19 protein-coding genes are annotated in these 21,306 nt (G+C 58.0%); 3 read left to right on the top strand and 16 right to left on the bottom strand.

Annotated features, from left to right (window positions below; translation table 11 throughout):
• Positions 1 to 214: 214 nt before the first annotated feature.
• Positions 215 to 1,807: a D-alanyl-D-alanine carboxypeptidase family protein gene (locus tag J4721_RS11195; protein WP_211002705.1), complete on the top strand. Its 1,593-nt coding sequence runs from the start codon at positions 215 to 217 to the stop codon at positions 1,805 to 1,807.
• An 84-nt stretch (positions 1,808 to 1,891) separates the two neighbouring features.
• Here the strand turns inward: J4721_RS11195 and ccoS are convergent, their stop codons facing one another.
• The 9 genes from ccoS to ccoN form a co-directional block, all read right to left on the bottom strand.
• Positions 1,892 to 2,050: a cbb3-type cytochrome oxidase assembly protein CcoS gene (ccoS, locus tag J4721_RS11200; RefSeq protein ID WP_014875884.1), complete on the bottom strand. Its 159-nt coding sequence runs from the start codon at positions 2,048 to 2,050 to the stop codon at positions 1,892 to 1,894.
• A 43-nt stretch (positions 2,051 to 2,093) separates the two neighbouring features.
• Positions 2,094 to 4,274: a heavy metal translocating P-type ATPase gene (locus J4721_RS11205; RefSeq protein WP_211002706.1), complete on the bottom strand. Its 2,181-nt coding sequence runs from the start codon at positions 4,272 to 4,274 to the stop codon at positions 2,094 to 2,096.
• A 6-nt stretch (positions 4,275 to 4,280) separates the two neighbouring features.
• Positions 4,281 to 4,751 (bottom strand): FixH family protein, encoded by a 471-nt coding sequence (locus J4721_RS11210; protein WP_014875886.1) that lies wholly within the window; start codon positions 4,749 to 4,751, stop codon positions 4,281 to 4,283.
• A complete protein-coding gene (ccoG, locus tag J4721_RS11215; protein ID WP_211002707.1) occupies positions 4,748 to 6,187 on the bottom strand; it encodes a cytochrome c oxidase accessory protein CcoG in 1,440 nt (479 codons plus the stop codon). Before ccoG ends, J4721_RS11210 begins: the two co-directional genes overlap by 4 nt.
• 559 nt (positions 6,188 to 6,746) lie before the next feature.
• A complete protein-coding gene (locus tag J4721_RS11220) occupies positions 6,747 to 7,520 on the bottom strand; it encodes a transglutaminase family protein (RefSeq protein WP_102873522.1) in 774 nt (257 codons plus the stop codon).
• A gap of 152 nt (positions 7,521 to 7,672) precedes the next feature.
• Entirely contained in the window at positions 7,673 to 8,542 is an 870-nt protein-coding gene (ccoP, locus tag J4721_RS11225; RefSeq protein WP_027248624.1) for a cytochrome-c oxidase, cbb3-type subunit III, read from the bottom strand.
• Positions 8,539 to 8,736, bottom strand: a complete 198-nt coding sequence (locus J4721_RS11230) for a CcoQ/FixQ family Cbb3-type cytochrome c oxidase assembly chaperone (protein ID WP_014875890.1) — start codon at positions 8,734 to 8,736, stop codon at positions 8,539 to 8,541. The genes ccoP and J4721_RS11230 overlap by 4 nt, the downstream gene beginning before the upstream one ends.
• 12 nt (positions 8,737 to 8,748) lie before the next feature.
• Positions 8,749 to 9,477, bottom strand: coding sequence for a cytochrome-c oxidase, cbb3-type subunit II (gene ccoO, locus J4721_RS11235; RefSeq protein WP_014875891.1), 729 nt, complete (start codon positions 9,475 to 9,477; stop codon positions 8,749 to 8,751).
• Positions 9,478 to 9,491: 14 nt separating this feature from the next.
• Positions 9,492 to 11,102: a cytochrome-c oxidase, cbb3-type subunit I gene (ccoN, locus tag J4721_RS11240; RefSeq protein ID WP_014875892.1), complete on the bottom strand. Its 1,611-nt coding sequence runs from the start codon at positions 11,100 to 11,102 to the stop codon at positions 9,492 to 9,494.
• A 206-nt stretch (positions 11,103 to 11,308) separates the two neighbouring features.
• On the opposite strand from ccoN, the gene J4721_RS11245 reads away from it, so the two are divergent.
• Entirely contained in the window at positions 11,309 to 12,148 is an 840-nt protein-coding gene (locus tag J4721_RS11245; protein ID WP_027248622.1) for a universal stress protein, read from the top strand.
• A 61-nt stretch (positions 12,149 to 12,209) separates the two neighbouring features.
• Here the strand turns inward: J4721_RS11245 and fnrL are convergent, their stop codons facing one another.
• The 6 genes from fnrL to J4721_RS11275 all read right to left on the bottom strand — a co-directional run bounded on the left by fnrL (position 12,210) and on the right by J4721_RS11275 (position 19,807).
• A complete protein-coding gene (gene fnrL / locus J4721_RS11250) occupies positions 12,210 to 12,950 on the bottom strand; it encodes a transcriptional regulator FnrL (RefSeq protein ID WP_014875894.1) in 741 nt (246 codons plus the stop codon).
• Between the two features lie 286 nt (positions 12,951 to 13,236).
• Positions 13,237 to 14,847, bottom strand: coding sequence for an ABC transporter ATP-binding protein (locus tag J4721_RS11255; RefSeq protein ID WP_211002708.1), 1,611 nt, complete (start codon positions 14,845 to 14,847; stop codon positions 13,237 to 13,239).
• A gap of 87 nt (positions 14,848 to 14,934) precedes the next feature.
• Positions 14,935 to 16,041: an ABC transporter permease gene (locus J4721_RS11260; RefSeq protein WP_014875896.1), complete on the bottom strand. Its 1,107-nt coding sequence runs from the start codon at positions 16,039 to 16,041 to the stop codon at positions 14,935 to 14,937.
• 3 nt (positions 16,042 to 16,044) lie between these two features.
• Positions 16,045 to 17,130 carry a microcin C ABC transporter permease YejB gene (locus J4721_RS11265; RefSeq protein ID WP_211002709.1) on the bottom strand — a complete coding sequence of 362 codons (1,086 nt, stop codon included), beginning with the start codon at positions 17,128 to 17,130 and terminating at the stop codon, positions 16,045 to 16,047.
• Between the two features lie 9 nt (positions 17,131 to 17,139).
• Complete coding sequence (locus J4721_RS11270) at positions 17,140 to 19,062, bottom strand: extracellular solute-binding protein (protein WP_102873517.1); 1,923 nt, start codon at positions 19,060 to 19,062, stop codon at positions 17,140 to 17,142.
• Between the two features lie 241 nt (positions 19,063 to 19,303).
• Positions 19,304 to 19,807, bottom strand: coding sequence for a cytochrome c family protein (locus J4721_RS11275; RefSeq protein ID WP_014875899.1), 504 nt, complete (start codon positions 19,805 to 19,807; stop codon positions 19,304 to 19,306).
• A 119-nt stretch (positions 19,808 to 19,926) separates the two neighbouring features.
• On the opposite strand from J4721_RS11275, the gene J4721_RS11280 reads away from it, so the two are divergent.
• Positions 19,927 to 20,760, top strand: coding sequence for a prephenate dehydratase (locus J4721_RS11280; protein WP_014881159.1), 834 nt, complete (start codon positions 19,927 to 19,929; stop codon positions 20,758 to 20,760).
• Positions 20,761 to 20,773: 13 nt separating this feature from the next.
• Here the strand turns inward: J4721_RS11280 and J4721_RS11285 are convergent, their stop codons facing one another.
• The gene (locus J4721_RS11285) at positions 20,774 to 21,241 is read right to left on the bottom strand and encodes an SRPBCC family protein (protein WP_102873516.1); all 468 of its coding nucleotides are present in this window, start codon (positions 21,239 to 21,241) and stop codon (positions 20,774 to 20,776) included.
• Positions 21,242 to 21,306 lie beyond the last annotated feature (65 nt).

Consider the following 21,306-nt stretch of genomic DNA (forward strand, 5'->3'; position numbering starts at 1 on the left):
GGCCACACCCTTTGCGACTTTTTTTGCTAACACTTCCTTAACCAACCGCCGATCTAGTGGGTACCTTCCGGGCATTCCACTAGATATCGGATCCTCGGACCAGATCGCGATTTCCCCTTAAAAACCTCACTGTTTATTCCGAAGTGACCCTGTGTTACGCTTTTTTAATACAGGCAAAAAACGTCAGTCGGAAAACCGGCGGCAAGAGGCAAAAATGGCAGATATCGTGCAGGTCAAGCGGACTCCGCTGATCCGCGCACCGCGGGCGTGTTCCCGTCTGGGGCGTTGGGTCTTGGGACTGGTTATTTTCCTATCGATGGTCGCAACTGCGCCACCCGGCGCGATGGCTGCGCCATATGCTGCAATGGTGATTGACGCTCGGACCGGAGAGGTCCTGCACTCGCGCAACGCCGATACCCGGCTGCACCCCGCCTCCCTGACCAAGATGATGACGCTCTACATCGCGTTTGAGGCGGTCCGCAACGGCGAGATCAGCCTTGATACCAAGGTAAAAATCAGCCGTAACGCCGCCTCCGAACAACCCTCCAAACTGGGCCTGAAAACCGGTCAGCGCATTGCTTTCCGTTACCTGATCCGCGCCGCTGCGGTGAAATCCGCCAATGACGCCGCCACCGCCATCGGCGAGACGCTGGCTGGATCCGAGGCCGCTTTCGCCCGGCGCATGACCCGCACGGCCAAGGCGCTTGGCATGTCGCGCACCACTTTCAAAAACGCCCACGGCCTGACCCAGAAGGGGCATATGTCCACCGCCCGCGACATGACAACGCTGGGGCGGCATCTGCTCTATGACTATCCCGAATACTACAACCTCTTCTCGCGCCGCTCGACGGATGCAGGCGTACGCAAGGTGCCCAACACCAATCGTCGCTTGCTGGCGGCCTACCGTGGCGCTGATGGAATCAAGACTGGCTACACCCGTGCGGCAGGTTTCAACCTCGTCGCCTCTGCCGAACGTGGCAATGAACGGGTCATCGCCACGGTTTTTGGTGGCAAATCCTCCACCTCCCGCAACGCTAAGGTGGCCGAACTGCTGGACCTCGGCTTTCGCCGGGCGCCCAGCCGCGCCAAACTCCGCCGCCCGACCCGCCCGCCATATCAGGGCAATCGGGGTCTCGGAACACAGCTGGCCAGCGCTGGCGACAGCACACCAAACGGTGCCGCGGGCAAAACTATCCGGGTTTCGGGTCTGGTAAAGACCAGCCTGCGTCCCAAGGGCCGTCCAGCCTCCGCCGCGCCTGAGGTTCCAACGCTACTGGCGGAGGCGCAAACAGACACCGCAACCGTCGATGCGCCAACCGTCGAAACACCAACCGCCGCAAGCGAAGAAGCTGCACCAAAACTGGATCGTGATGTGCTGCAGGCCAGCATCACCGCAGCGATTGCCGAAGCAGAAGTCATCGCTGCCGTGGCCGAGCAGGCCTCAGCCCCGATCGCCAAACCGCGCCCCTTTGTCGGGCTACGTCCGATGGCGCGTCCCGCGCGGCTGGCTGAAAACCAGACAACCGCAGAGCCGGAACCCGTGGTTGTCACCCGCCTGTCCACATCAGGCGGACGGTACTGGGGAATCAATGTAGGGCGCTACGGCAGCCGTTATCAGGCCGAAAAGGTGCTGTTGCGTACAGCCCTGGCCGAAATGGCCACCCTGGACGGTAGCCTGCGCAAAGTTGTCAGAACACCTCGTGGCTTTGATGCCAATTTCCTTGGCATGACCAAAGAGAGTGCGGCCCTCGCCTGCCGCCGCCTCTCTGCCCGCAATATCACTTGCGAAACGGTCGGTCCCTCCTGAGCGCGGGATCGCAGAGCCAACAGGAGAAGGCGCCCATGAGGCGCCTTTTCTTTTGACTGACAGCTCCCGGTTGGAAAGGCATTCTCAGGGTTTTGGGTGGTCGTCCCACTCATCGTTCAGGATACGGCGCGCGTCCCCTTCGGGGTCATCATATTGGTTCGAACGCACGGTATAGAGAAACCCGACAAGGCCAATGCCCCCCAAAAACAGGGATATCGGAATCAAATAGGTCAATACACTCATCAGAACTCTCTTGATCTGGGGCCGCAGTCGTGCGCGCAGTTCACTACCGCAGGCGCAGCGCGTTCAGGGACACTGTAATCGACGAGGTCGACATCGCCAAGGCAGCCACCAACGGGGTCGCCAAACCGGCGACGGCGAGGGGGACTGCAATCACATTATAAAGCGTTGCAATGCGGAAATTCTCACGAATGCGGCGAGTTGCCTTCTGTGCGACGCTGCAAGCCTCGGCGATCGGTGACAGATCCTGCCCCAGCAGAACAATATCGGAAGCCACCCGCGCGGCATCCAGCGCTGAGGCAGGTGAGATGGAGACATGGGCCGCAGCCAACGCTGCCGTGTCGTTAAGACCGTCGCCCACCATCAGCACCCGATGTCCCTGCTGCGACAACAACGATACCTGATCGCATTTGTCCTGCGGCAAGGCTGAGGCGATCCAGGTCTTGATCCCAAGACGCATCGCGAGATCACGAACCGCCCCCTCTGTGTCGCCGGAGATCAGCCGAACATCTTTGCCCACCTTCAAAAGCGCCTCAACGGCGTCAGCAGCCCCAGGCCGAAGATTGTCGGAAAACGTCAGAGCCCGTGGTGCGCCTGCGCCCCGATCAAGATAGGCCGCAGTCTTTTGTCCCGGCTCGGCTCCGACCCAGGCCGCGCGGCCAAGGCGCACCCGTTGCCCCTCATACAGGGCTTCACTGCCATATCCGGGAACTTCTTCCTGTGCGGTCACTGCGACGGCCTCGATCCCCGCCTGCTCCGCCGCGCAGCAGATTGCAACCGATAGCGGGTGGTCCGACCCCTGCGCCAATGCAAAGGCCAGCCTCTGGTCCGACAGCGACAAGTGGTCAAAATCGTCACAGCGTGGCTGCCCATTGGTCAGCGTACCGGTCTTGTCGAAAACGACGGTATCCACCTCTGCCAGACGTTCCAGCGCGGTTGCATGTTTGATCAACATGCCTTTCTTGAACAATCGGCCAGAGGCTGCCGTGGTCACAGCAGGTACCGCCAGCCCCAGCGCACAGGGGCAAGTTATGATCAATACAGCTGCCGCGATATTCAGCGCGACCCGCATGTCGAAGGTGAAGAGGTACCAGCCAAGGAAGGCCAGTCCTGACAGAATATGAACTCCCGGCGCATAAAGCTTCGCAGCACGATCCGCCAGTGAGGTATAGCGCGAGCGTCCGGATTCCGCGATGACGACAAGATCCGCCAGCTGATGCAGAGAGCTCTCATTTCCGACAGCTGTGGCACGGATTACCAAGGGACCGGTCAGATTAACCTCCCCTGCCGAAACCGAGCTTCCGATTTCGGCAAAAACCGGCAGCGTTTCACCCGTCAGCAAGGATCGGTCCAGTTCAGACTGCCCCTCCAGCACGACGCCATCCACGGGCATTCGCCCACCCGGACGCACAAGAATATGGTCATCGATGGACAGATCCGCGACAGCCACCTCCAACGGTTGCCCAGCCGAATCCAGACGCAGCGCACGCGGCACTTCCAGGGCGGCCAGCTCCTCCGCAGCAGACCGGGCGACCGCGCGGGTGCGATGATCCAGATACCGCCCGGCCAGCAGGAAGAATGTTAATGTCAGCGCCGCATCGAAATACGCATGCTCTCCGGAAAGGGAGGTCTCCCACAGAGATGTCAGCAGGGCCAGAACAATTGCCAGAACAATCGGCACGTCCATATTCAGTCGCCCCACTCGCAGGGCCTGCCATGCATTGCGGAAGAACGGCTGCCCCGCAAACAGGATCGCCGGAAAGGTGATCGCCGCCGAGATCCAATGGAACATATCGCGGGTTGCGTCGCTCGCCCCGGACCAGACCGAAATCGACAGCAGCATCACGTTCATAGAGGCAAAGAAAGCAACCGCCAACCGCATCAGCAGGTCACGACCGGCCTGATCTGTCTGGGTTGCACTCAGCGCGGCGAGGTCCAGCTCATGCGCCTCAAAACCCAAACGCTCCAAGACTGGTACGAGATCCAAGGCGCGGACCTCCGGGTCGGCCTCAATCAGCGCGCGTTTAAGTGTGAGGTTCACCCGCGCGCTCCGCACGCCCGGCACCGCATTCAGTCCACGCTCAACGGTAGAGATACAGGCCTGACAATGGATGCTGGGCAATGACAGCGCCAAGCGTGCCTCCGTCGGCGCCTGCTCTACTGTGCCATTTGGTGCAGCAACGCAGCCCGGACAGGCGGCAAGTTGGGGGCGGACGGCGGTGCTCATGGCTGTTTACCGCGCCACATGCAGAATGACACGCTGCGTGAACTCGGTACCGTCCTCCGCCCGGGCCACCATGCGAATGTTCCAGTTTCCAGCGCTCAACTCTGCGGGGGCGACATAAGCCGTGCCGTCGAACCGAAAATCAGGCGTCTGGTCGTCCTTCACATGGGTCGCACGACCAAGGGTCGCGTGCAACGCTGCCACCTCAACCGGCGCGCCATCAGCATCGGTGATTTCCAGTTTCACCTGATCGCCAACAGCCGAAGCATAGACGGACCAGCCCAATGCCTGCTGCGCATCGCGGCGGGCATCAAAGCTCTGACTGGCGACATAGCTGTTCTTCACTTCAAGCCCCGGAAAGGTGCGAACCGCATTGACCGCCAGCGCAATATTGACGCCGATGATCACAGTGAATGCGCCGCCAAAAACCATGAGCATGTGCCAGCCGGTGAATTGCCGTGGTGTTTTACCTTCAATCATTGCCCGCTTCCCCGCCCGTTAAAGCTGGTATCCTTATACGCGCGCTCTCCATTGTCGAGGTCGGCGACCCAAATTCGTACCGGCGTGCTGCGTGCAGATGCAGCGTTGGCGGTTTTTGGGGCCACTATATAGACCCGCTGAAGGAAGCTTGTATCCGCAGGTACGGTGACGACCGTGCCATCAATCCCCTCAAGATCGAGCTGCATCGCAGGCTCCCCCTTGATTGACAGCTCAAACGGGCGAGGTTCGCCGGTCTTGTTGCGCAATCGCACATCGTAGGTGTTGCGGATTGATCCGTTGGAGAGGGTCACAAAGGTCGGGTTGCGCACCGGAGCAACAGTCAATTCGATGTCAGAGCGGATAAACAGGGCAAACAACAGCGCCAGACCGACGCCCCCCCACAGGGCCGTATACATGATGGTCCGCGGCCGCAGGACGTGTTTCCAGATGTTCTTGGGCGGGTGGCCTGCCCGCTCATTCGCCTCATCGCTCAGCGCCATGTAGTCGATCAATCCGCGCGGCTTTCCGATCCGTTCCATCACGTCATCACAGGCATCAATACAGAGTGCGCAGGTAATACACTCCATCTGTTGCCCATCGCGAATGTCGATCCCCATCGGGCAGACATTGACGCAGGCCATGCAATCAATGCAGTCGCCATGCACCAGACCGGGCTCATCGGTCTTGCGAGGCTTGCCACGCGGCTCTCCGCGCCATTCACGATAGCCAACGGTCAGGGTATCCTCATCCATCATAGCGGCCTGAATACGCGGCCAGGGGCAGGCATAGATACAGATCTGTTCTCGGGCAAAGCCACCAAAGAGAAAGGTCGTGCCAGTCAGAATAGCCATCGTGGTATAGGCAACAGGGTGGGCCTGACCAGTCAGCAGATCACGCAGAAGGGTCGGTGCATCTGCAAAGTAGAACACCCATGCGCCCCCGGTCGCCAACCCGATCAGGAGCCAGACCACCCATTTGGTAATCCGCAGGCGCGCCTTTCTGAAATCCAGATTTTTCTGGCGGTGCAGGCGCAATCGCGCGTTTCGATCCCCTTCAATCCAGCGTTCCACCAGAATGAAAAGGTCGGTCCAGACAGTCTGCGGACAGGTGTAGCCACACCAGACACGGCCAAGCGCCGAGGTGAACAGAAACAACCCCAGCCCGGCCATGATCAGCAGGCCGGCGACGAAGTAGAATTCATGTGGCCAGATTTCGATCCAGAAGAAATAAAATCGCCGGTTGGCCAGATCCAGTAAAACCGCCTGATCCGGTAGTGCCGGCCCCCGGTCCCAGCGGATCCAGGGCGTCAGGTAGTAGATCCCCAGCGTCACCGCCATGATATACCATTTCAGGTTTCGAAACGGCCCGGACACACGGCGAGGGAATATCGGCTCACGGGCGGCATACAGGCTGGGGGCGGGATCGGAATCGCTCACGGACTCACTCCAAATCTTGCTTTGTTGCAGCGGTTGTCCCAGATGCGCCACGGACGAACCTTGACGTGGATCAAACGCATATACAGAACGCATCTTTGCCCCTACTCGGACGCCGTCAACCGGGCGCGGCATTCTGTCCCGAAACGCAATACACGCCATAAACACATATAATACAGTCGTTTACACATTGTTGCGACGAGCACCCCCGCGTCGCCGCGTCGCAGATGTGACACCAGAGCGCAGGCTTATTTACAGAGCACCTTCTCGCTACAGAAGAGTGTAGCGCGATCGCTGCGCGCTGGGTAGCGCGACGTTCGCCAGAACACATCGGCCCTGTCAGCCATCTGGGAGGATCAGGGCGTCGGCTTTTCAGGAAACGCGCGAACAGATCGAAAAGCCGACGCCGGGTCCGCCCCTGCAAAGCAGGAGAGCGAACTGGACAGTCATCGGCGCTGGAAAGGGCGAACCGATGGCATTGTCTCAAGAAGGGATATTACCCGGTTACGCTGCTTGGGTATTTGACAGGGATCAAAGACCCGTAAAATAGGGCACCCCAATTTTAGCTATCCGTGAACACCCGATCCGGAACATCCGGCTTCAGCCCCTTGTCACCGCCAGGCAAAGCCGGCACAGCCCCGCGCCGGATCGCTGCCACCCGGCGGTTCATCCAATGGCGAATGATGTTTCGATAGAGCCAGCCCCGCACCCCCGTGAGATCCTGCTGATGCTGGCCAAAGAACGCATCCGGACTGTCGAAAATACCAAGATCGGCATTGATCCCGGCTCTCTGAATATAAGTATCCCGTCCCTGCCACGTGATCATTGGCGCTTGCAGGCAATCGGTCCCCGCCCCATAGGCACATAACGACGTCCGACCCGGAAACGCTGCTTGCAACGAACCCAAGACCTGCTGATCAAGGATGAACCCCTCAAGATTGATCCACTGGGCGTCCAGACGAACCTCGACCCATGAATGCAGGATGCTGCGTGGCGCCATCCAATAAACCAGCTCAGGCACTATTCCGCGTTGTAGGCTCTTGTCTATGGTGAACCCGTGCAGTCGGCATGGGATACCAAGTGCGCGAAGCACTGCCATCAGCAATGTCGCTTTCGTGTTGCACTGACCATAGCCATCCGCAAGAACCAGAGAGGCTTGGCGCGTGTCCGCGACATTGTAGCCAAACAGGATCTCATCACGGACGTAGTCATAGGCTGCGCCGATCCGGTCATGAGGTGACAACCGCTGCCAGCCAAGTTCTGAGATCAACGCTGTTATCGCTGGCGCCTTGCTGTCTAGCATCGGAGTTACGTCAAGGAAACGGGTATCGGGCATGAAGTCACCTATTTAGCTGCCCACCCTTACTGCACTCTACAGCGGCTGTAGCTTCAAGCAGAAAATGAACCATGTGCCGACATATTGAAACGAAACGGGGCCACCCGAAGGCAGCCCCGCTTGATGCTGATGATATATGGAAGGGCGCAGCCTTACTCACCGCCACCCAATTGGTGCACGTAGGCGGTCACCGCACGGATCTGGGCTTCTGTCAGCCGCGCGTTCCAGTTTGGCATGACCCCGTAACGCGAGTTGTAAACGGTTTCGGTCAGTGTCGCGTGATCCCCACCATAGAGCCAAATGGCATCTGCAAGGTTCGGCGCGCCCTGAGAGCGGTCACCGGTGCCATCTTCCATGTGGCAAGAGGCACAATTATCCGCGAAGATCACTGCCCCCGGCGCGACCTTGTCGGCATCCTGAGGCTCACCCGAAAGAGACATCACATAGTTCACAACCTGATCAATCTCTTCCTTCTCCAGCAACTCATCCCGGCCAAAGGCTGGCATCTCCGAGTAGCGCGCATCGTCGCTCTCTTCGTTGCGGATACCATGGGCAATGGTGGCATGGATATCCTCCATCGACCCGCCCCAAAGCCAGTCATCATCCAGCAGGTTCGGGTAGCCTTTCGCCCCAGCCGCGCCAGCGCCGTGACACTGGGCGCACCAGGTCTTGAACACCGCAGAGCCAGCCGAGACCGCATAGCCGTTCAGCTCGGGATCGGTGGTAATAGATGCCAGCTCAATCTCCTCCAAACGGCTGTTGATTGGGGCGTTGGCCTCATTCACGGCTGCGATTTCTTCAGCGACCAGCGCTCTGGAATTCCAGCCCAGCACACCAGCCGTCGCCGATTGGATCCCCGGCCAGGCCGGGTAGGCAACGGTATAGCCGATGGCCCAGATAATGGTCGCATAGAAGGTCCAGAGCCACCACCGCGGCATCGGATTGTCGAATTCCTCGATCCCGTCCCAGCTGTGGCCGGTGGTATTCGGGTCGTCCTCGAACTTCTTCACTTTCTTGCTCATGACCGCGCCTCCTTGGCTTTACCCATTTCTGGGGCGGGTTTGTCTTCGTGCCGGAAGGGGATGTTGGCGGTATCCTTGTAAACCTTGGAGCTGCCCGGGCGAAACGCCCAGACCACCACGGCTAGGAAGAATACAAACAGGAAGAGTAGCATCCAACTGTCGGCGAATTCCCGAAGCAGAGTATAAATGTCCATGTCTGCCTCCAATCAGCGGTTGGCGACGGGGGTAAAGGTCGAGAAATCAACCAAGGTCCCCAGCATCTGCAGATATGCGATCAAAGCATCAGCTTCGGAGATCCCGGGCTGACCGTCGAAGTTCCGAACGCTGACCTTCTCGCCATAGCGCTCCAGCAGGCCGTCATAATCGGCATCAGGATTGCTTTGCGCACGAAAGTCTGCCCGCGCATTCTCCAGCATAGTGTCGGAATACGGCACCCCGACAAAGGCATTCGCCGCCATCACGTCACCGATGTATTCGCCATCAATACGGTTGTTCTCAAGGAAGCCGTACTTCGGCATCACGGATTCCGGCACCACCGATTGTGGGTCGCGCAGGTGATCGACATGCCATTCGTCCGAATAACGCCCGCCCACTCGAGCCAGATCCGGGCCGGTCCGCTTGGACCCCCACTGGAACGGGTGGTCATACATCGACTCTGCTGCCAGCGAATATGGTCCATAACGTTCGACCTCATCGCGCATCGGACGGATCATCTGACTGTGGCAGACGTAGCACCCTTCGCGGATGTAGATATCACGCCCGGCCAGCTCCAGCGGGGTGTAGGGACGCATGCCCTCCACCTCTTCGATGGTGTTTTCCAGCCAGAACAGCGGCGCGATCTGAACGAGGCCACCGATGGTGACAACCAAGAAGCTGCACACCAGAAGGAGGGTCGCGTTGGTCTCGAGGATTTTGTGTTTGTCGAGAATTCCCATTGCTCGGGCCCTCCTTATTCAGCAGGGACTGCGACGGTCAGGCTGGCCTCTTTGGCCGGCGCACGCCGTACAGTCATCCACAGGTTGTAGCACATGATCAGAGCACCAGCGAGGAACATGACCCCACCCAGAGCGCGCACCACGTACATCGGGAATTTCGCAGCCACCGTGTCGGCAAAAGAGTTCACCAGGAACCCGTTGGCATCCACTTCACGCCACATCAGGCCCTCCATGATGCCGGTCACCCACATGGATGCCGCGTAGAGAATGATGCCGATTGTGGCCAACCAGAAGTGCCAGGACACCAAGCTCAGGCTGTAGAGACGCTCACGTTTCCACAGGACCGGCACCAGGAAGTACAGCGCACCAAAGGTGATCATGCCGTTCCAGCCAAGCGCGCCGGAGTGAACGTGACCAATGGTCCAGTCGGTGTAATGCGACAGCGAGTTCACGGCACGGATCGACATCATCGGACCTTCAAAGGTGGACATGCCGTAAAAGCCGATCGAGATCACCATCATCCGGATCACCGGGTCGGTGCGCAGCTTGTCCCAAGCGCCAGACAGAGTCATCAGGCCGTTGATCATGCCACCCCAGCTGGGCATCCACAGCACGATCGAGAACACCATACCAAGGGTCGAGGCCCAATCCGGCAGCGCGGTGTAGTGCAGGTGGTGCGGACCAGCCCAGATGTACAGAAAGATCAGTGCCCAGAAGTGGATGATCGACAGCTTGTAACTGAACACGGGGCGTTCTGCTTGCTTCGGCACGAAGTAGTACATCATGCCAAGGAACCCCGCAGTCAGGAAGAAGCCCACAGCGTTGTGGCCGTACCACCACTGCACCATTGCATCCTGCACGCCCGACCACATGATCACCGATTTGGAGCCCCAGATGCTGACAGGGATCGTCATGTTGTTGACCAGATGCAGCATCGCGACGGTCACGATGAACGCAAGGTAGAACCAGTTTGCCACATAGATATGCGGCTCCTTGCGCTTGATCACGGTGCCCAGGAACACAGCCAGATAAGCCACCCAGACGATGGTCAACCAGAGATCAACGTGCCATTCCGGTTCCGCATATTCCTTGGACTGGGTCGACCCGAACAGATAGCCGGTCGCCGCCAGCACGATGAACAGCTGATAGCCCCAGAACACAAACCACGCCAAGTTACCGCCCCAGAGACGGGCGGCCGAGGTACGCTGCACCACGTAGAATGAGGTCGCAATCAGCGCATTGCCACCGAAGGCAAAAATCACCGCCGAAGTATGCAGTGGCCGCAGCCGCCCGAAATTGGCCAGGCCTTGCGCCCACTCGAAGTTCAGGACCGGAAAGGCCAGCTGGAAGGCGATGAAGACACCGACCAGAAACCCAACCACGCCCCAGAACGCCGTTGCCACCACACCGGCGCGCACGACACTGTCAAAGTATTCGCCCTGTAGCGACCCCGTTGCAATCACAGGCTCATCGGTGTGTCGAAGGGTGTATAGAAACAGCCCGCCAGCCACGATCATGATGATGATCGCATGAACCTGATAGGCCAAATCCCGCGCGTAATTGGTCGCGATCATCGCAAAGAGCGTGACCAAACCAAGCACGATTAGCTTGATATAATTAGACATCTTGCGTCCCTTTTCCTTGCCCGACACGATTCTCTGGCCCGCGTCAGACAGTTTTTTCTGAGCCTTAAATGCAAAACTGCGCAGAACAACGCCTTGATCTGTATCAAGACAGTTTGCCGCAGAATGTGAGATGCACCTTCATAATGACGCAACTCGCGGCACAACCACAAGTTCGTTGCAGTCGCCCATACACATGCGAGGTTAATATGTCCTACAAGACACTGCTGACTGTCCTGACCACCCCCGCAAACACCGAAACGCAGCTGGAGCAGTCGATCTCGCTGGCCCGGCTGGCCGATGGCCATGTCGACGCGCTCTGCCTCGGTGTAGATCGCACGCAGACGGGGTATTATTATGCGGGTGCCAACGCGATGGTGCTGCAGGAAACCCTCGCCCGCGCCAAAGAAGAGGTTAACGCTATCGAAGCAACAGCGACGAAGCGGTTGGCGCAATCCGCGGTCGGCTTCAACGTTGAGACAGGCGTCGCACAGATGGCTGATATCGGACGCCACGTTGCGCGGTTGGCGCGGTTTTGTGATCTTGTGGTGCTGGGACAACCCTATGGCAAGGATCGCCCCGCCGAGGCTGAGGCCATCGTCGAAGCTGCCCTCTTTGAAGGCCGCGCACCTGTGCTTGTGGTGCCGGATGATGCGCCTCTGCCAGCGCAGCCAAAAACCGTATTGGTCGCCTGGAACGAAAGCATCGAAGCAATGACCGCCATTCGCAAGGCACTGCCAATGCTACAGGCAGCGGATGTGGTGCGCGTCGTTGTCATCGACCCGCCGCAGCACGGGCCGGAACGCTCAGATCCAGGCGGGCTGCTGTGTCAGATGCTGTCGCGCCATGGGGTCAAATGCGAGATTGATGTGCTCAGCAAGACGATGACACGTGTCTCAGATGTGCTGAACCGGCATGCGGTCGATACAGCTGCAGATCTGATCGTGATGGGGGCCTACGGGCATTCCCGTTTCCGCGAGGCGATCCTGGGCGGCGCAACCCGCAACATGCTGGAGAAGGCAAAAGTGCCGGTTATGATGGCCCATTAAGGCAGGGACGCAGGTACAGAGGGGGCGACACATTCGCCCCCTTCGCCTCCTAGAGAGGTGGTCAGATCAGGCAACCGCCGTCGCTGTCATCTCCTGCCTCCTCCATAAGGCGCCCCATGTCAGGCACGGTCACATGGCGCTTGCCCTCCAGTTCGATCACACCGTCCTTACGCAAGGCAGAGACCTGCCGACTGACGGTTTCCAGCGTCAGCCCCAGATAGTCTGCCATGGCCTCGCGGGTTAGTGGCAGATCAAAAACGCGTCGGTTGCTATCCTTATGGAGCTGCAAGGAGGCATCGCGCCGCGCCAGGATGGACAACAAGCTTGCAATCTTCTCGCGCGCTGTTTTACGTCCCAGAACCAGCATCCATTCCCGGGCAGCGTCCAGCTCGTCCAATGTCATCTCAAGCAGACGATGCGCAACATGCGGAGTTTTGGCCATCATCTCCTCAAATGGTTTCTTGCGAAAACAGCACATGACCACGGTTGAGGTTGCCACCACATTATAGGCAGCCGTATCGCGCCCGGGTCGGCCAACAAAATCGCTGGGCAGCAGCAGACCGACCATCTGGGTCCGCCCGTCCTCCATGGTCTGCGTCAGGGTTGCGATCCCCGAAACGACGGAGCCGACAAAATCCATCCGGTCGCCGGACCAGGTGATGGGTTGGCCGGCATCATAGGTGCGGTAGTACTTGATAGAATCCAGCACCTCCAATTCGTCCGCATCACAGCGCGCACAAACGGCACGATGACGAATAGGGCAATCGCCGCAATTGACGTTCTGAATGGTAGGAGCGTTCATGAGAGGTCCGATTTGATCTGCACTAAGGCTAATGCTCACCTTCCGGTGACAATTTATACATCCGTCGCGCAAATCACAATTGGCGACGCGGCGTTTGTTGGAGCAACACCGAGGGAATGTATCCGTCGTCGCCTACAGCGATCGCAGTTCCCCCCTTAACAATGACAGGGGCTTATCCGCTTCGCAGGGCCATGGGCCGTGGCTCCCTGATCGGATGTGCCATACTGTCGCGACGATCCAAGCTGCCGATCTGCGAAACCGCGAGATGATTTTGCGCGAACCGCCGTTATCCGGCCGCAGCAAGAAGTTGCTGCGTGTAGAGATCCGATGGATTGTTAAACAGCTCAGCCGCTGAGCCAGCCTCAACCACATCACCTTGCTTCATCACGATCATCTTGTGCGACATGGCCCGCACTACATTCAGATCATGTGAGATGAAAAGATACGCAAGCCCATACCGCTCCTGCAGGTCGCGCAACAGATTGACGATCTGAACCTGCACCGTCATGTCCAGTGCCGAGGTCGGTTCATCCAGAACCACCAGTTTAGGTCGCAGCACCATCGCCCGCGCAATCGCAATCCGCTGCCGTTGACCACCTGAGAATTCATGCGGATAGCGGTCCATAAATGCCGGATCCAGCCCCACCTCACTCATCACCTCAGCAACCAGATCCCGCGGATCACGGTCCTGATCTACGTTGTGAATAGCCAAACCTTCGGCAATAATCTGAGCACAGGTCATCCGCGGGCTGAGCGCCCCAAAGGGATCCTGAAACACGATCTGCATATCTGCCCGCAACCGGCGTAAATCACGGGTCGACCATTGCCGCAGATCCTGTCCCTGAAACTCAACTCGCCCCTCCGAGGCGATGAGACGCATAATGGCCAACGCCAACGTGGTTTTGCCGCTGCCGCTTTCGCCAACAATGCCCAACGTTTCACCCGCGCGGACTGACAGAGACGTCGGATTGACCGCCTTTACATGGCCGACGGTACGTTTCAGAAAACCTTTTTGAATGGGAAACCAGACCTTCAGATCTTCGGTCCGGATTAGCTCCTTCGCGTCCTGTGGCACCGGTTGAGGCTGGCCGGTCGGCTCCGCATCCAGCAGTTTGCGCGTATAAGGATGCTGCGGATTGGCAAAAATCTCAGCCGTTGGGCCACTTTCAACGATCTCACCGGCCTGCATAACGCAGACGCGATCCGCGATCCGGCGCACAATGCTCAGATCATGAGTAATGAACAGCAACCCCATACCCTCGCTGGCTTTCAGATCCGCAAGCAGGTCGAGGATCTGCACCTGAATAGTGACATCAAGGGCGGTTGTCGGCTCATCGGCGATCAGGATATCGGGTTTGTTGGCAAGGGCCATGGCAATCATCACCCGCTGACGCTGCCCGCCGGAAAGCTGATGCGGATACGCGTCGAGACGGGTCTCCGCGTCCCGGATACCAACCCGGTTCAGCAGATCCACAATCCGCTCCCGTGCCGCTGCACCGCCCAGCCCCTGATGCAAGGCAAGGGACTCCGCCAACTGTTTCTCAATCGTATGCAGCGGGTTGAGAGAGGTCATCGGCTCCTGAAAGATGAAGCTGATATCGTTGCCTCGCACCTGCCGCAGATGGCGCTCACTGGCGCCGACCATCTCGGTACCATCATAGGTAACGGAACCGCTCACTGTGGCGCTATCGCCCAGCAGTGAGACCGTCGACAGCGCCGAAACCGATTTGCCAGAGCCGCTCTCCCCCACCAACGCGACCGTTTCCCCACGACCCACGGAAAAAGAGACACCGCGTACCGCCTCCGTCACCTTACCATCCTGGCGAAAGGAGACACGGAGATCCCGGACATTCAGCAACGGGTTGGATTGTTCAGTTACAGTCATCGAATTGCCCATAGGTTAGAACATCTGCCTGTTGCACTGCATCTCGCACGAAACAGATCATCCATTCGTCTCTGTTGTGCATGTTAGGGCCTGATCTGATCACGAAAATGTCTTTCTCGGATCGAATGCATCGCGCACCCCCTCAAAGATGAAGACCAGCAGCGACAGCATAATAGCAAAGGTAAAGAAGGCGGTGAACGCCAGCCAGGGCGCCTCCAGATTCTGCTTGGCCTGCAATGTCAGCTCACCCAGCGACGGCGCGGAGGATGGCAAGCCAAACCCGAGGAAATCCAGCCCCGCAAGCGTTCCGATGGTGCCGGTCACGATGAACGGCAGAAATGTCAGGGTCGCAACCATTGCATTCGGCAACATATGGCGGAACATGATGGTCATGTTGCCAACCCCCAATGCCTTGGCCGCACGCACATATTCCAGATTTCGCGCGCGCAGGAACTCCGCCCGGACCACACTGACCAACGCTGTCCAACTGAACAGGATCATCAGCACAACCAGCAGCCAGAAACTGCGTCCCAGAATGGCGAACATGATGATGATAACATAGAGCTGCGGGATGGAGCCCCAGATCTCAATCACCCTTTGAAAAATCAGGTCAAGCCAGCCACCAAAGAACCCCTGAACAGCGCCCGCCGCAATGCCCACCAGGGTGGCGGCTCCGGTGACCATCAGCGTGAACAGGATCGACAGGCGAAAACCGTGAATGACGCGTGCCAACACATCGCGCTTGGTATCATCCGTCCCCAACAAGTTTTGCCCATTAGGTGGCAGAGGTGCCGCGCCGGGGCGGTCGACCGTGGTGTTGAAAGAATAGGGGATCGGCGGCCAAATCGCCCACCCTTCCACAAACCCCTCCGCCGCAAACGTGCCGGTTTCGATCTCTTCCAGAATACCTTCGGGATCATCAAAGCAGTCCTCAACACCGCCAGAGGCAATCAGACATTGCACCTCCGGATCACGGTAGGCCGCCTCCGTCTGGAAATCCCCGCCAAAAGCCGTCTCCGGGTAGAAGTTGAATACTGGCGTAAAATATTCTCCCCGGTAACTCACCAACATCGGTTTGTCATTGGCAACAAACTCGGCAAATAGCGAAATCCCGAACAGAACGGAAAAAATCCAAAGCGACCAGAAAGCCCTGCGATTGCGGCAGAAATTGCTCCAGCGGCGCTGGTTGAGCGGGGACAATGCCATCTGTCAGCCCTCTCTCTTTTCAAAGTCGATACGCGGATCGACAATCACATACATGATGTCGGAGATAATCCCGACCACAAGGCTCATCAGTCCGAAAATAAACAACGTGCCAAAGATCACCGGATAATCACGCGCCACCGCGGCCTCAAACCCCAGACGCCCCAGACCATCAAGCGAGAAGATCGTCTCGATGATCAGGCTTCCGGAAAAGAACACCCCGATGAAGACGGCCGGAAAGCCCGCGATCACGATCAGCATCGCGTTGCGGAATACATGACCATATAGCACCTTCCGCTCGCTCAGCCCCTTGGCTCGGGCGGTCATCACATATTGCTTCTTGATCTCATCCAGAAACGAATTTTTGGTCAGAAGTGTCAGCGTAGCAAAGGCCGAAATGGTCGAAGCCACAACCGGCAGCGTGATGTGCCAGAAATAGTCGACGATCTTACCAAAAAGGCTCAGGCTCTCCCAGTTGTCAGAGGTCAGCCCCCTCAGCGGGAAAATCTGCCAATAGGAGCCACCGGCAAACAGCACTAAAAGCAGAATCGCAAACAGGAAGCCGGGGATTGCATAGGCCGCGATAATCAGACCACTGGTCCATGTATCAAATCGGCTACCGTCCCGGAGCGCCTTGCGAATACCCAGCGGGATGGAGATCAGATAGGCGATCAATGTCGACCACAGCCCGAGCGAGATCGACACCGGCATTTTCTCCATAACCAGATCCATCACATCGATCTTGCGGAAATAACTCTCACCAAAGTCAAAGCGCATGTAATTGCCGAGCATGAGGACAAACCGCTCCAACGGCGGTTTATCCAAACCATATTGCTGCTCCAGCTCCGCGATCAACTCAGGCGGCAGCCCTTGTCGGCCTGCGTAATTGTCATTGGCTGCGACGGCCTCCCCGCCAGCGTCACCACCGCCGCCTGCAAACCCTTCGAACACATCGCCGCCGCCTTCCAGCTGCGCGATCATCTGCTCGACCGGTCCGCCCGGTACAAATTGCACCAGCGCGAAATTGATAACGAGGATCCCGAACAGCGTCGGGATCACCAGGAGAAAACGTCTAAGGATATAGGCTGCCATGTCAGGCGCTTACCGCAACGCGCCGGAGGATTTCAATGCCGCTTCTTTCTCGGCGTTGACCCACCAGACATCGCTCAATCCCAGGTCAAACAGCGGCAAGGTCTCTGGCTGCTCATAAAAGTTCCAATAGGCCACCCAATTCACATCCAGATACCAGGTTGGAACCATAAACCGCTTGGCTCGCAGAACGCGGTCCAACGCACGCACATTGGCATAAAGCTCTTCTTGGTCTTCCGCCTTCACGATGGCACCGATCAGCGTATCAACCGCTGGATCGGCTATCCCCGCCGGGTTGAACACTGAGAACTCATGCGCGTCAGACCCAAACTGCTGATAAAGCCCGGTCGAGGGTTGCAGGTACTTTGGATAGGCGTAGGTGATCATATCAAAGTCTTTTTCACGGCGACGGCTGGTATATTGCGCGAAATCGACCCGATTAGAGATGGCATCTACCCCCATCTGCCGCAGATTGGCGATATAGGGCTGGACGATCCGCTCAATCGTGGGCGAATCGATCAGGAATTCCAGTTTCAGCACCTCACCCTTGGCGTTGCGGCGCAGCCCGTCATCGCCAACAGCCCAGTCGGCCTCATCCAGCAGTTTCATCGCCCGGCGAAGGTTGCGCCGATCCGCTGGCCGCGCAGGTTTTGAGCTATGCGCCATCACCGGTTCGCTTGTCAGCAGCGCCGGATCAATCTGGTCACCCAGATCCTGCAGCACCTCCAATTCGCGTCCCTCTGGCAGCCCCTTCGCTTCAAGAGCCGAATCCTGCCAGAACGAATGGCGCTGCGCGAACAGCCCATATTGCAGGCTGTCATTGGTCCATTCAAAATTATAGGCAAGCTGGATCGCCTCACGCACGCGGGGATCCTGAAATTTGGGGCGCAAGAGGTTCATCACAAACCCGCTGGCTGCCGGAACATTGCCGTCGGGGAATTCCCCCTTCACTACATCGCCCTCTTTGACCGCGTCGAACCCATAGGCAGTGGCCCAGCTCTTAGAGCTGTTTTCCGGGCGCATGGTATAGACCCCGGCCTTGAATCCTTCCATCGCGGCAACACTGTCCCCAAAATACTCGATGCGAATCCGATCATAGTTGTGGCGCCCGACATTTACATTCACGTCATTGCCCCAGTAATCGGGATTGCGTTTGTAGACGATGCGCTGGTTCACATCCGCGCTTTCGAGCACATACGGGCCAGACCCGATCCCAGGATCCAACCGCGGCTCATCCAGACGACGGTTCTCCGGGTCTGCCTCAAACCATGACTTGGAAAACACAGAGGTCCCTGCCACCTGCGTGATCATCGCCCGGCGCGGAAAGTCCGGTGAGAAATAGAATTTCACCCGATGCGGCCCCAACACTTCGGCCTTGGGAATGCGTTTTTTGACGGCCTCAGCATAGGACTTCAGCCCCTGCTCCAACAGCAGGTTATGCGAGAAGACAACATCCTCTGCCGTCACCGGCGTGCCATCGGAAAACCGTGCCTCAGGGCGCATGTTGAAAATCACCCAGTCCTGACTCTCCGGATATTCGAGGCTCTCGGCCAGCAGCCCATAGTAAGATCCCGGCTCGTCATAGGATCCAATCATCAGCGATTCAAAATGATCGGCCGACATGGCGCCTCCACGCCCCTTGCGGGTGTAGGGGTTCATACTGTCAAAGGTGCCCACCGCCGAGAGAGACAGCTCGCCGCCTTTCGGGGCCTCCGGATTGACGTAGTCAAAATGGGTAAAGCCTTCGGGATATTTCAACTCTCCGAATTCAGTGAAGCCGTGGCTTTTGATCACCCGCTCCTCAGCAAATGCCAGCGAGACCGTCAGCGCGCATATGATGAGCGCGGCAAACCCTGCCATCATGATGCGAAAAAATGGTTGCGGATCAACCACTCGAGCCGAAATGGCGCGGCGCGGTGCGGTGGGCGTCTTCATCTGCCAATACCTCCATTGTCCGGCGTTCGCTGCCAGGATCATTGTCTGACCCAAAGCTAAGCGGCTGCCCCCCTAACATTCAAGTTCAGATTGGCTGAATTTCCCGTGTGTCAAGAAACAGGAGGGCATGAACCCGCCGACTCGCGTTCAAACCTGATCACTTCTGCGCCGCCCACGCCTCAGAACGAAAAAGACCGCGCTGAATAGCGCGGTCTCTTCGTTCTGTCATAAGGCGACAAAATCAATCGTCGAGGCTATCGAGATAGGCGATCAGGTTCACCCGATCCTTCTGCTTCTTCAGCCCGCTAAAGCTCATGGTGGTGCCCGGCGCATATTGCGACGGTTTGGTCAGGAAGGCATCCAACTCTTCTGCGGTCCATTCGCCGCCAAGACCGGCCAGGGTGGCAGAGTATCCAAAGCCATCCGCAGCGGCGATCGGGCGATCAACCACCCCATATAGATAGGGACCGGTGGCGTTTTCACCGGCTTCGAGTTTGTGGCAGGCGGAGCATTTCTTGAAGACCTTGGCACCTTTGCCAACATCTGCTGCGGCCATCAGTTCGCCGAAGTCTACGACTTCAGCAACTTCTTCCGCACCTGCCTCTTCCACTTCAATCACATAAGAAGCCTCGCCGTGGCTTTCGGTGTGATAGAGTTCCTCTGCGGCCCATTTGCCCAGGAGGAACACGAGGAACGCGCCGCAAACGCCTGCGGTCGCTTTGGTAAGGGTCATCGTGTCAAACATGATCGCGAGTCCATTTCAGCTGTCTGGGAGGGTGTCTAAGGCTTCCCCTCTCAAGTGGCAAGGTATAGACAGCGCGACGAAACGCCCGTTTTTTGAAGTTTTGCACGGATGTCGCAGTTATGACCCAGAGAATTGCCATTCAGGGGGAGCTTGGCTCCTACAGCCACGAAGCCTGCCGCAAGGAACGTCCGGACATGGACGTGCTGCCTTGCCGCAATTTCGAGGACGCCATTAACGCTGTACGCAGCGGTGCGGCTGAACTGGCCATGCTTCCGGTGGAGAATTCCACCTATGGGCGTGTTGCTGATATTCACCGCCTGTTGCCGCACAGCGGCCTTCACATCATCGACGAAGCCTTTGTGCGGGTTCACATCAATCTTCTAGGCGTTCCTGGCGCCCAGCTTGAAGACATCAAAGAAGCGCATTCGCATCTGGTGCTGCTGCCGCAATGCGCCCGTTTTCTGAGCGAAAATAACATCCACGGGCGTGTCAGCCCCGACAATGCCCGCGCCGCCCGTGACGTGGCTGAACAAGGCGACAAGAGCCACGCCGCGCTGGCCAGTGAACTGGCGGGCGAGATCTACGGCCTGGAGGTGCTAGCCCGCCATATCGAGGATCATGGCAATAACACCACCCGCTTTCTGACCATGTCGCGCGACCCGAATACGGAGCGCCGTGGAAACCATGGCATGATCACCAGCTTCGTGTTCCAGGTCCGCAACATACCCGCCGCACTTTACAAGGCGATGGGTGGCTTTGCGACCAACGGCATCAACATGACCAAACTCGAGAGTTACATGGTCGATGGGTCCTTCACCGCGACTCAGTTCTACGCTGATATTGATGGCCATCCGGACGATCCGAACGTCCGCCTCGCCATGGATGAACTGGCCTATTTCACCACCAACATCGAAATCCTGGGCGTTTACCCGGCGAATGATGATCGTTTCTGAGCTGTAGCCGACGTCAGGCGGAGCGACCGACCCGGTCTTCGGTCTGTTTGGCAAATTCGGAGACGCGTTTCTTGAAGCCGCGGTTCAACTTGCTGCGCGCCAGTTTCAAGGACTGGACCATCAAACGACCCGACAGCGTCTTGGGTGTCAGAGATAGGGTTACCGACAAGCGGGTGCGCTGCGGCGACAGGGCCAGCAGCTCGACATCCATCGCGCCATCCATGCCGCTGCCTGTGCCAGTCAGCACCATTTGCGTCACCGGCTCATAGGTGCTGAGCGAGAGATGCAGATTGCGTTTTTTGCCGCGAAACTGGAACTCTATCTCCCAGGCCAGCCCGTTTTCAGGGTGATGAACATCCCCCATCCGCTGCACATCGACACCCCGACGCAGCGCCATACGCTCCATGTTTTCGAAGTCCGAAATCGATCCAAAGACTTCTGCAATTGGTGCGTCGATGTCTTCTTTGCTGGAAAAATCCATGGGCGTCCTGTTGTTACAGCGGATCGGAAAATCCGATGGCGATCTTGTACTGACTGATACTATTC

The sequence above is a fragment of the Phaeobacter sp. HS011 genome (genome assembly GCF_018101215.1).
Taxonomy (GTDB): domain Bacteria; phylum Pseudomonadota; class Alphaproteobacteria; order Rhodobacterales; family Rhodobacteraceae; genus Phaeobacter; species Phaeobacter inhibens.

Bases quoted from the DNA above. Each gene is read 5' to 3' on its own strand.
- fnrL (WP_014875894.1), bottom strand. From the start codon at position 12,950: ATGAACGCTCCTACCATTCAGAACGTCAATTGCGGCGATTGCCCTATT.
- J4721_RS11245 (WP_027248622.1), top strand. From the start codon at position 11,309: ATGTCCTACAAGACACTGCTGACTGTCCTGACCACCCCCGCAAACACC.
- J4721_RS11195 (WP_211002705.1), top strand. From the start codon at position 215: ATGGCAGATATCGTGCAGGTCAAGCGGACTCCGCTGATCCGCGCACCG.
- J4721_RS11205 (WP_211002706.1), bottom strand. From the start codon at position 4,274: ATGAGCACCGCCGTCCGCCCCCAACTTGCCGCCTGTCCGGGCTGCGTT.
- J4721_RS11275 (WP_014875899.1), bottom strand. From the start codon at position 19,807: ATGTTTGACACGATGACCCTTACCAAAGCGACCGCAGGCGTTTGCGGC.
- J4721_RS11270 (WP_102873517.1), bottom strand. From the start codon at position 19,062: ATGAAGACGCCCACCGCACCGCGCCGCGCCATTTCGGCTCGAGTGGTT.
- J4721_RS11265 (WP_211002709.1), bottom strand. From the start codon at position 17,130: ATGGCAGCCTATATCCTTAGACGTTTTCTCCTGGTGATCCCGACGCTG.
- ccoO (WP_014875891.1), bottom strand. From the start codon at position 9,477: ATGGGAATTCTCGACAAACACAAAATCCTCGAGACCAACGCGACCCTC.
- J4721_RS11255 (WP_211002708.1), bottom strand. From the start codon at position 14,847: ATGGGCAATTCGATGACTGTAACTGAACAATCCAACCCGTTGCTGAAT.
- J4721_RS11260 (WP_014875896.1), bottom strand. From the start codon at position 16,041: ATGGCATTGTCCCCGCTCAACCAGCGCCGCTGGAGCAATTTCTGCCGC.
- J4721_RS11230 (WP_014875890.1), bottom strand. From the start codon at position 8,736: ATGGACATTTATACTCTGCTTCGGGAATTCGCCGACAGTTGGATGCTA.
- ccoN (WP_014875892.1), bottom strand. From the start codon at position 11,102: ATGTCTAATTATATCAAGCTAATCGTGCTTGGTTTGGTCACGCTCTTT.
- J4721_RS11210 (WP_014875886.1), bottom strand. From the start codon at position 4,751: ATGATTGAAGGTAAAACACCACGGCAATTCACCGGCTGGCACATGCTC.
- J4721_RS11280 (WP_014881159.1), top strand. From the start codon at position 19,927: ATGACCCAGAGAATTGCCATTCAGGGGGAGCTTGGCTCCTACAGCCAC.
- J4721_RS11285 (WP_102873516.1), bottom strand. From the start codon at position 21,241: ATGGATTTTTCCAGCAAAGAAGACATCGACGCACCAATTGCAGAAGTC.
- ccoP (WP_027248624.1), bottom strand. From the start codon at position 8,542: ATGAGCAAGAAAGTGAAGAAGTTCGAGGACGACCCGAATACCACCGGC.
- J4721_RS11220 (WP_102873522.1), bottom strand. From the start codon at position 7,520: ATGCCCGATACCCGTTTCCTTGACGTAACTCCGATGCTAGACAGCAAG.
- ccoS (WP_014875884.1), bottom strand. From the start codon at position 2,050: ATGAGTGTATTGACCTATTTGATTCCGATATCCCTGTTTTTGGGGGGC.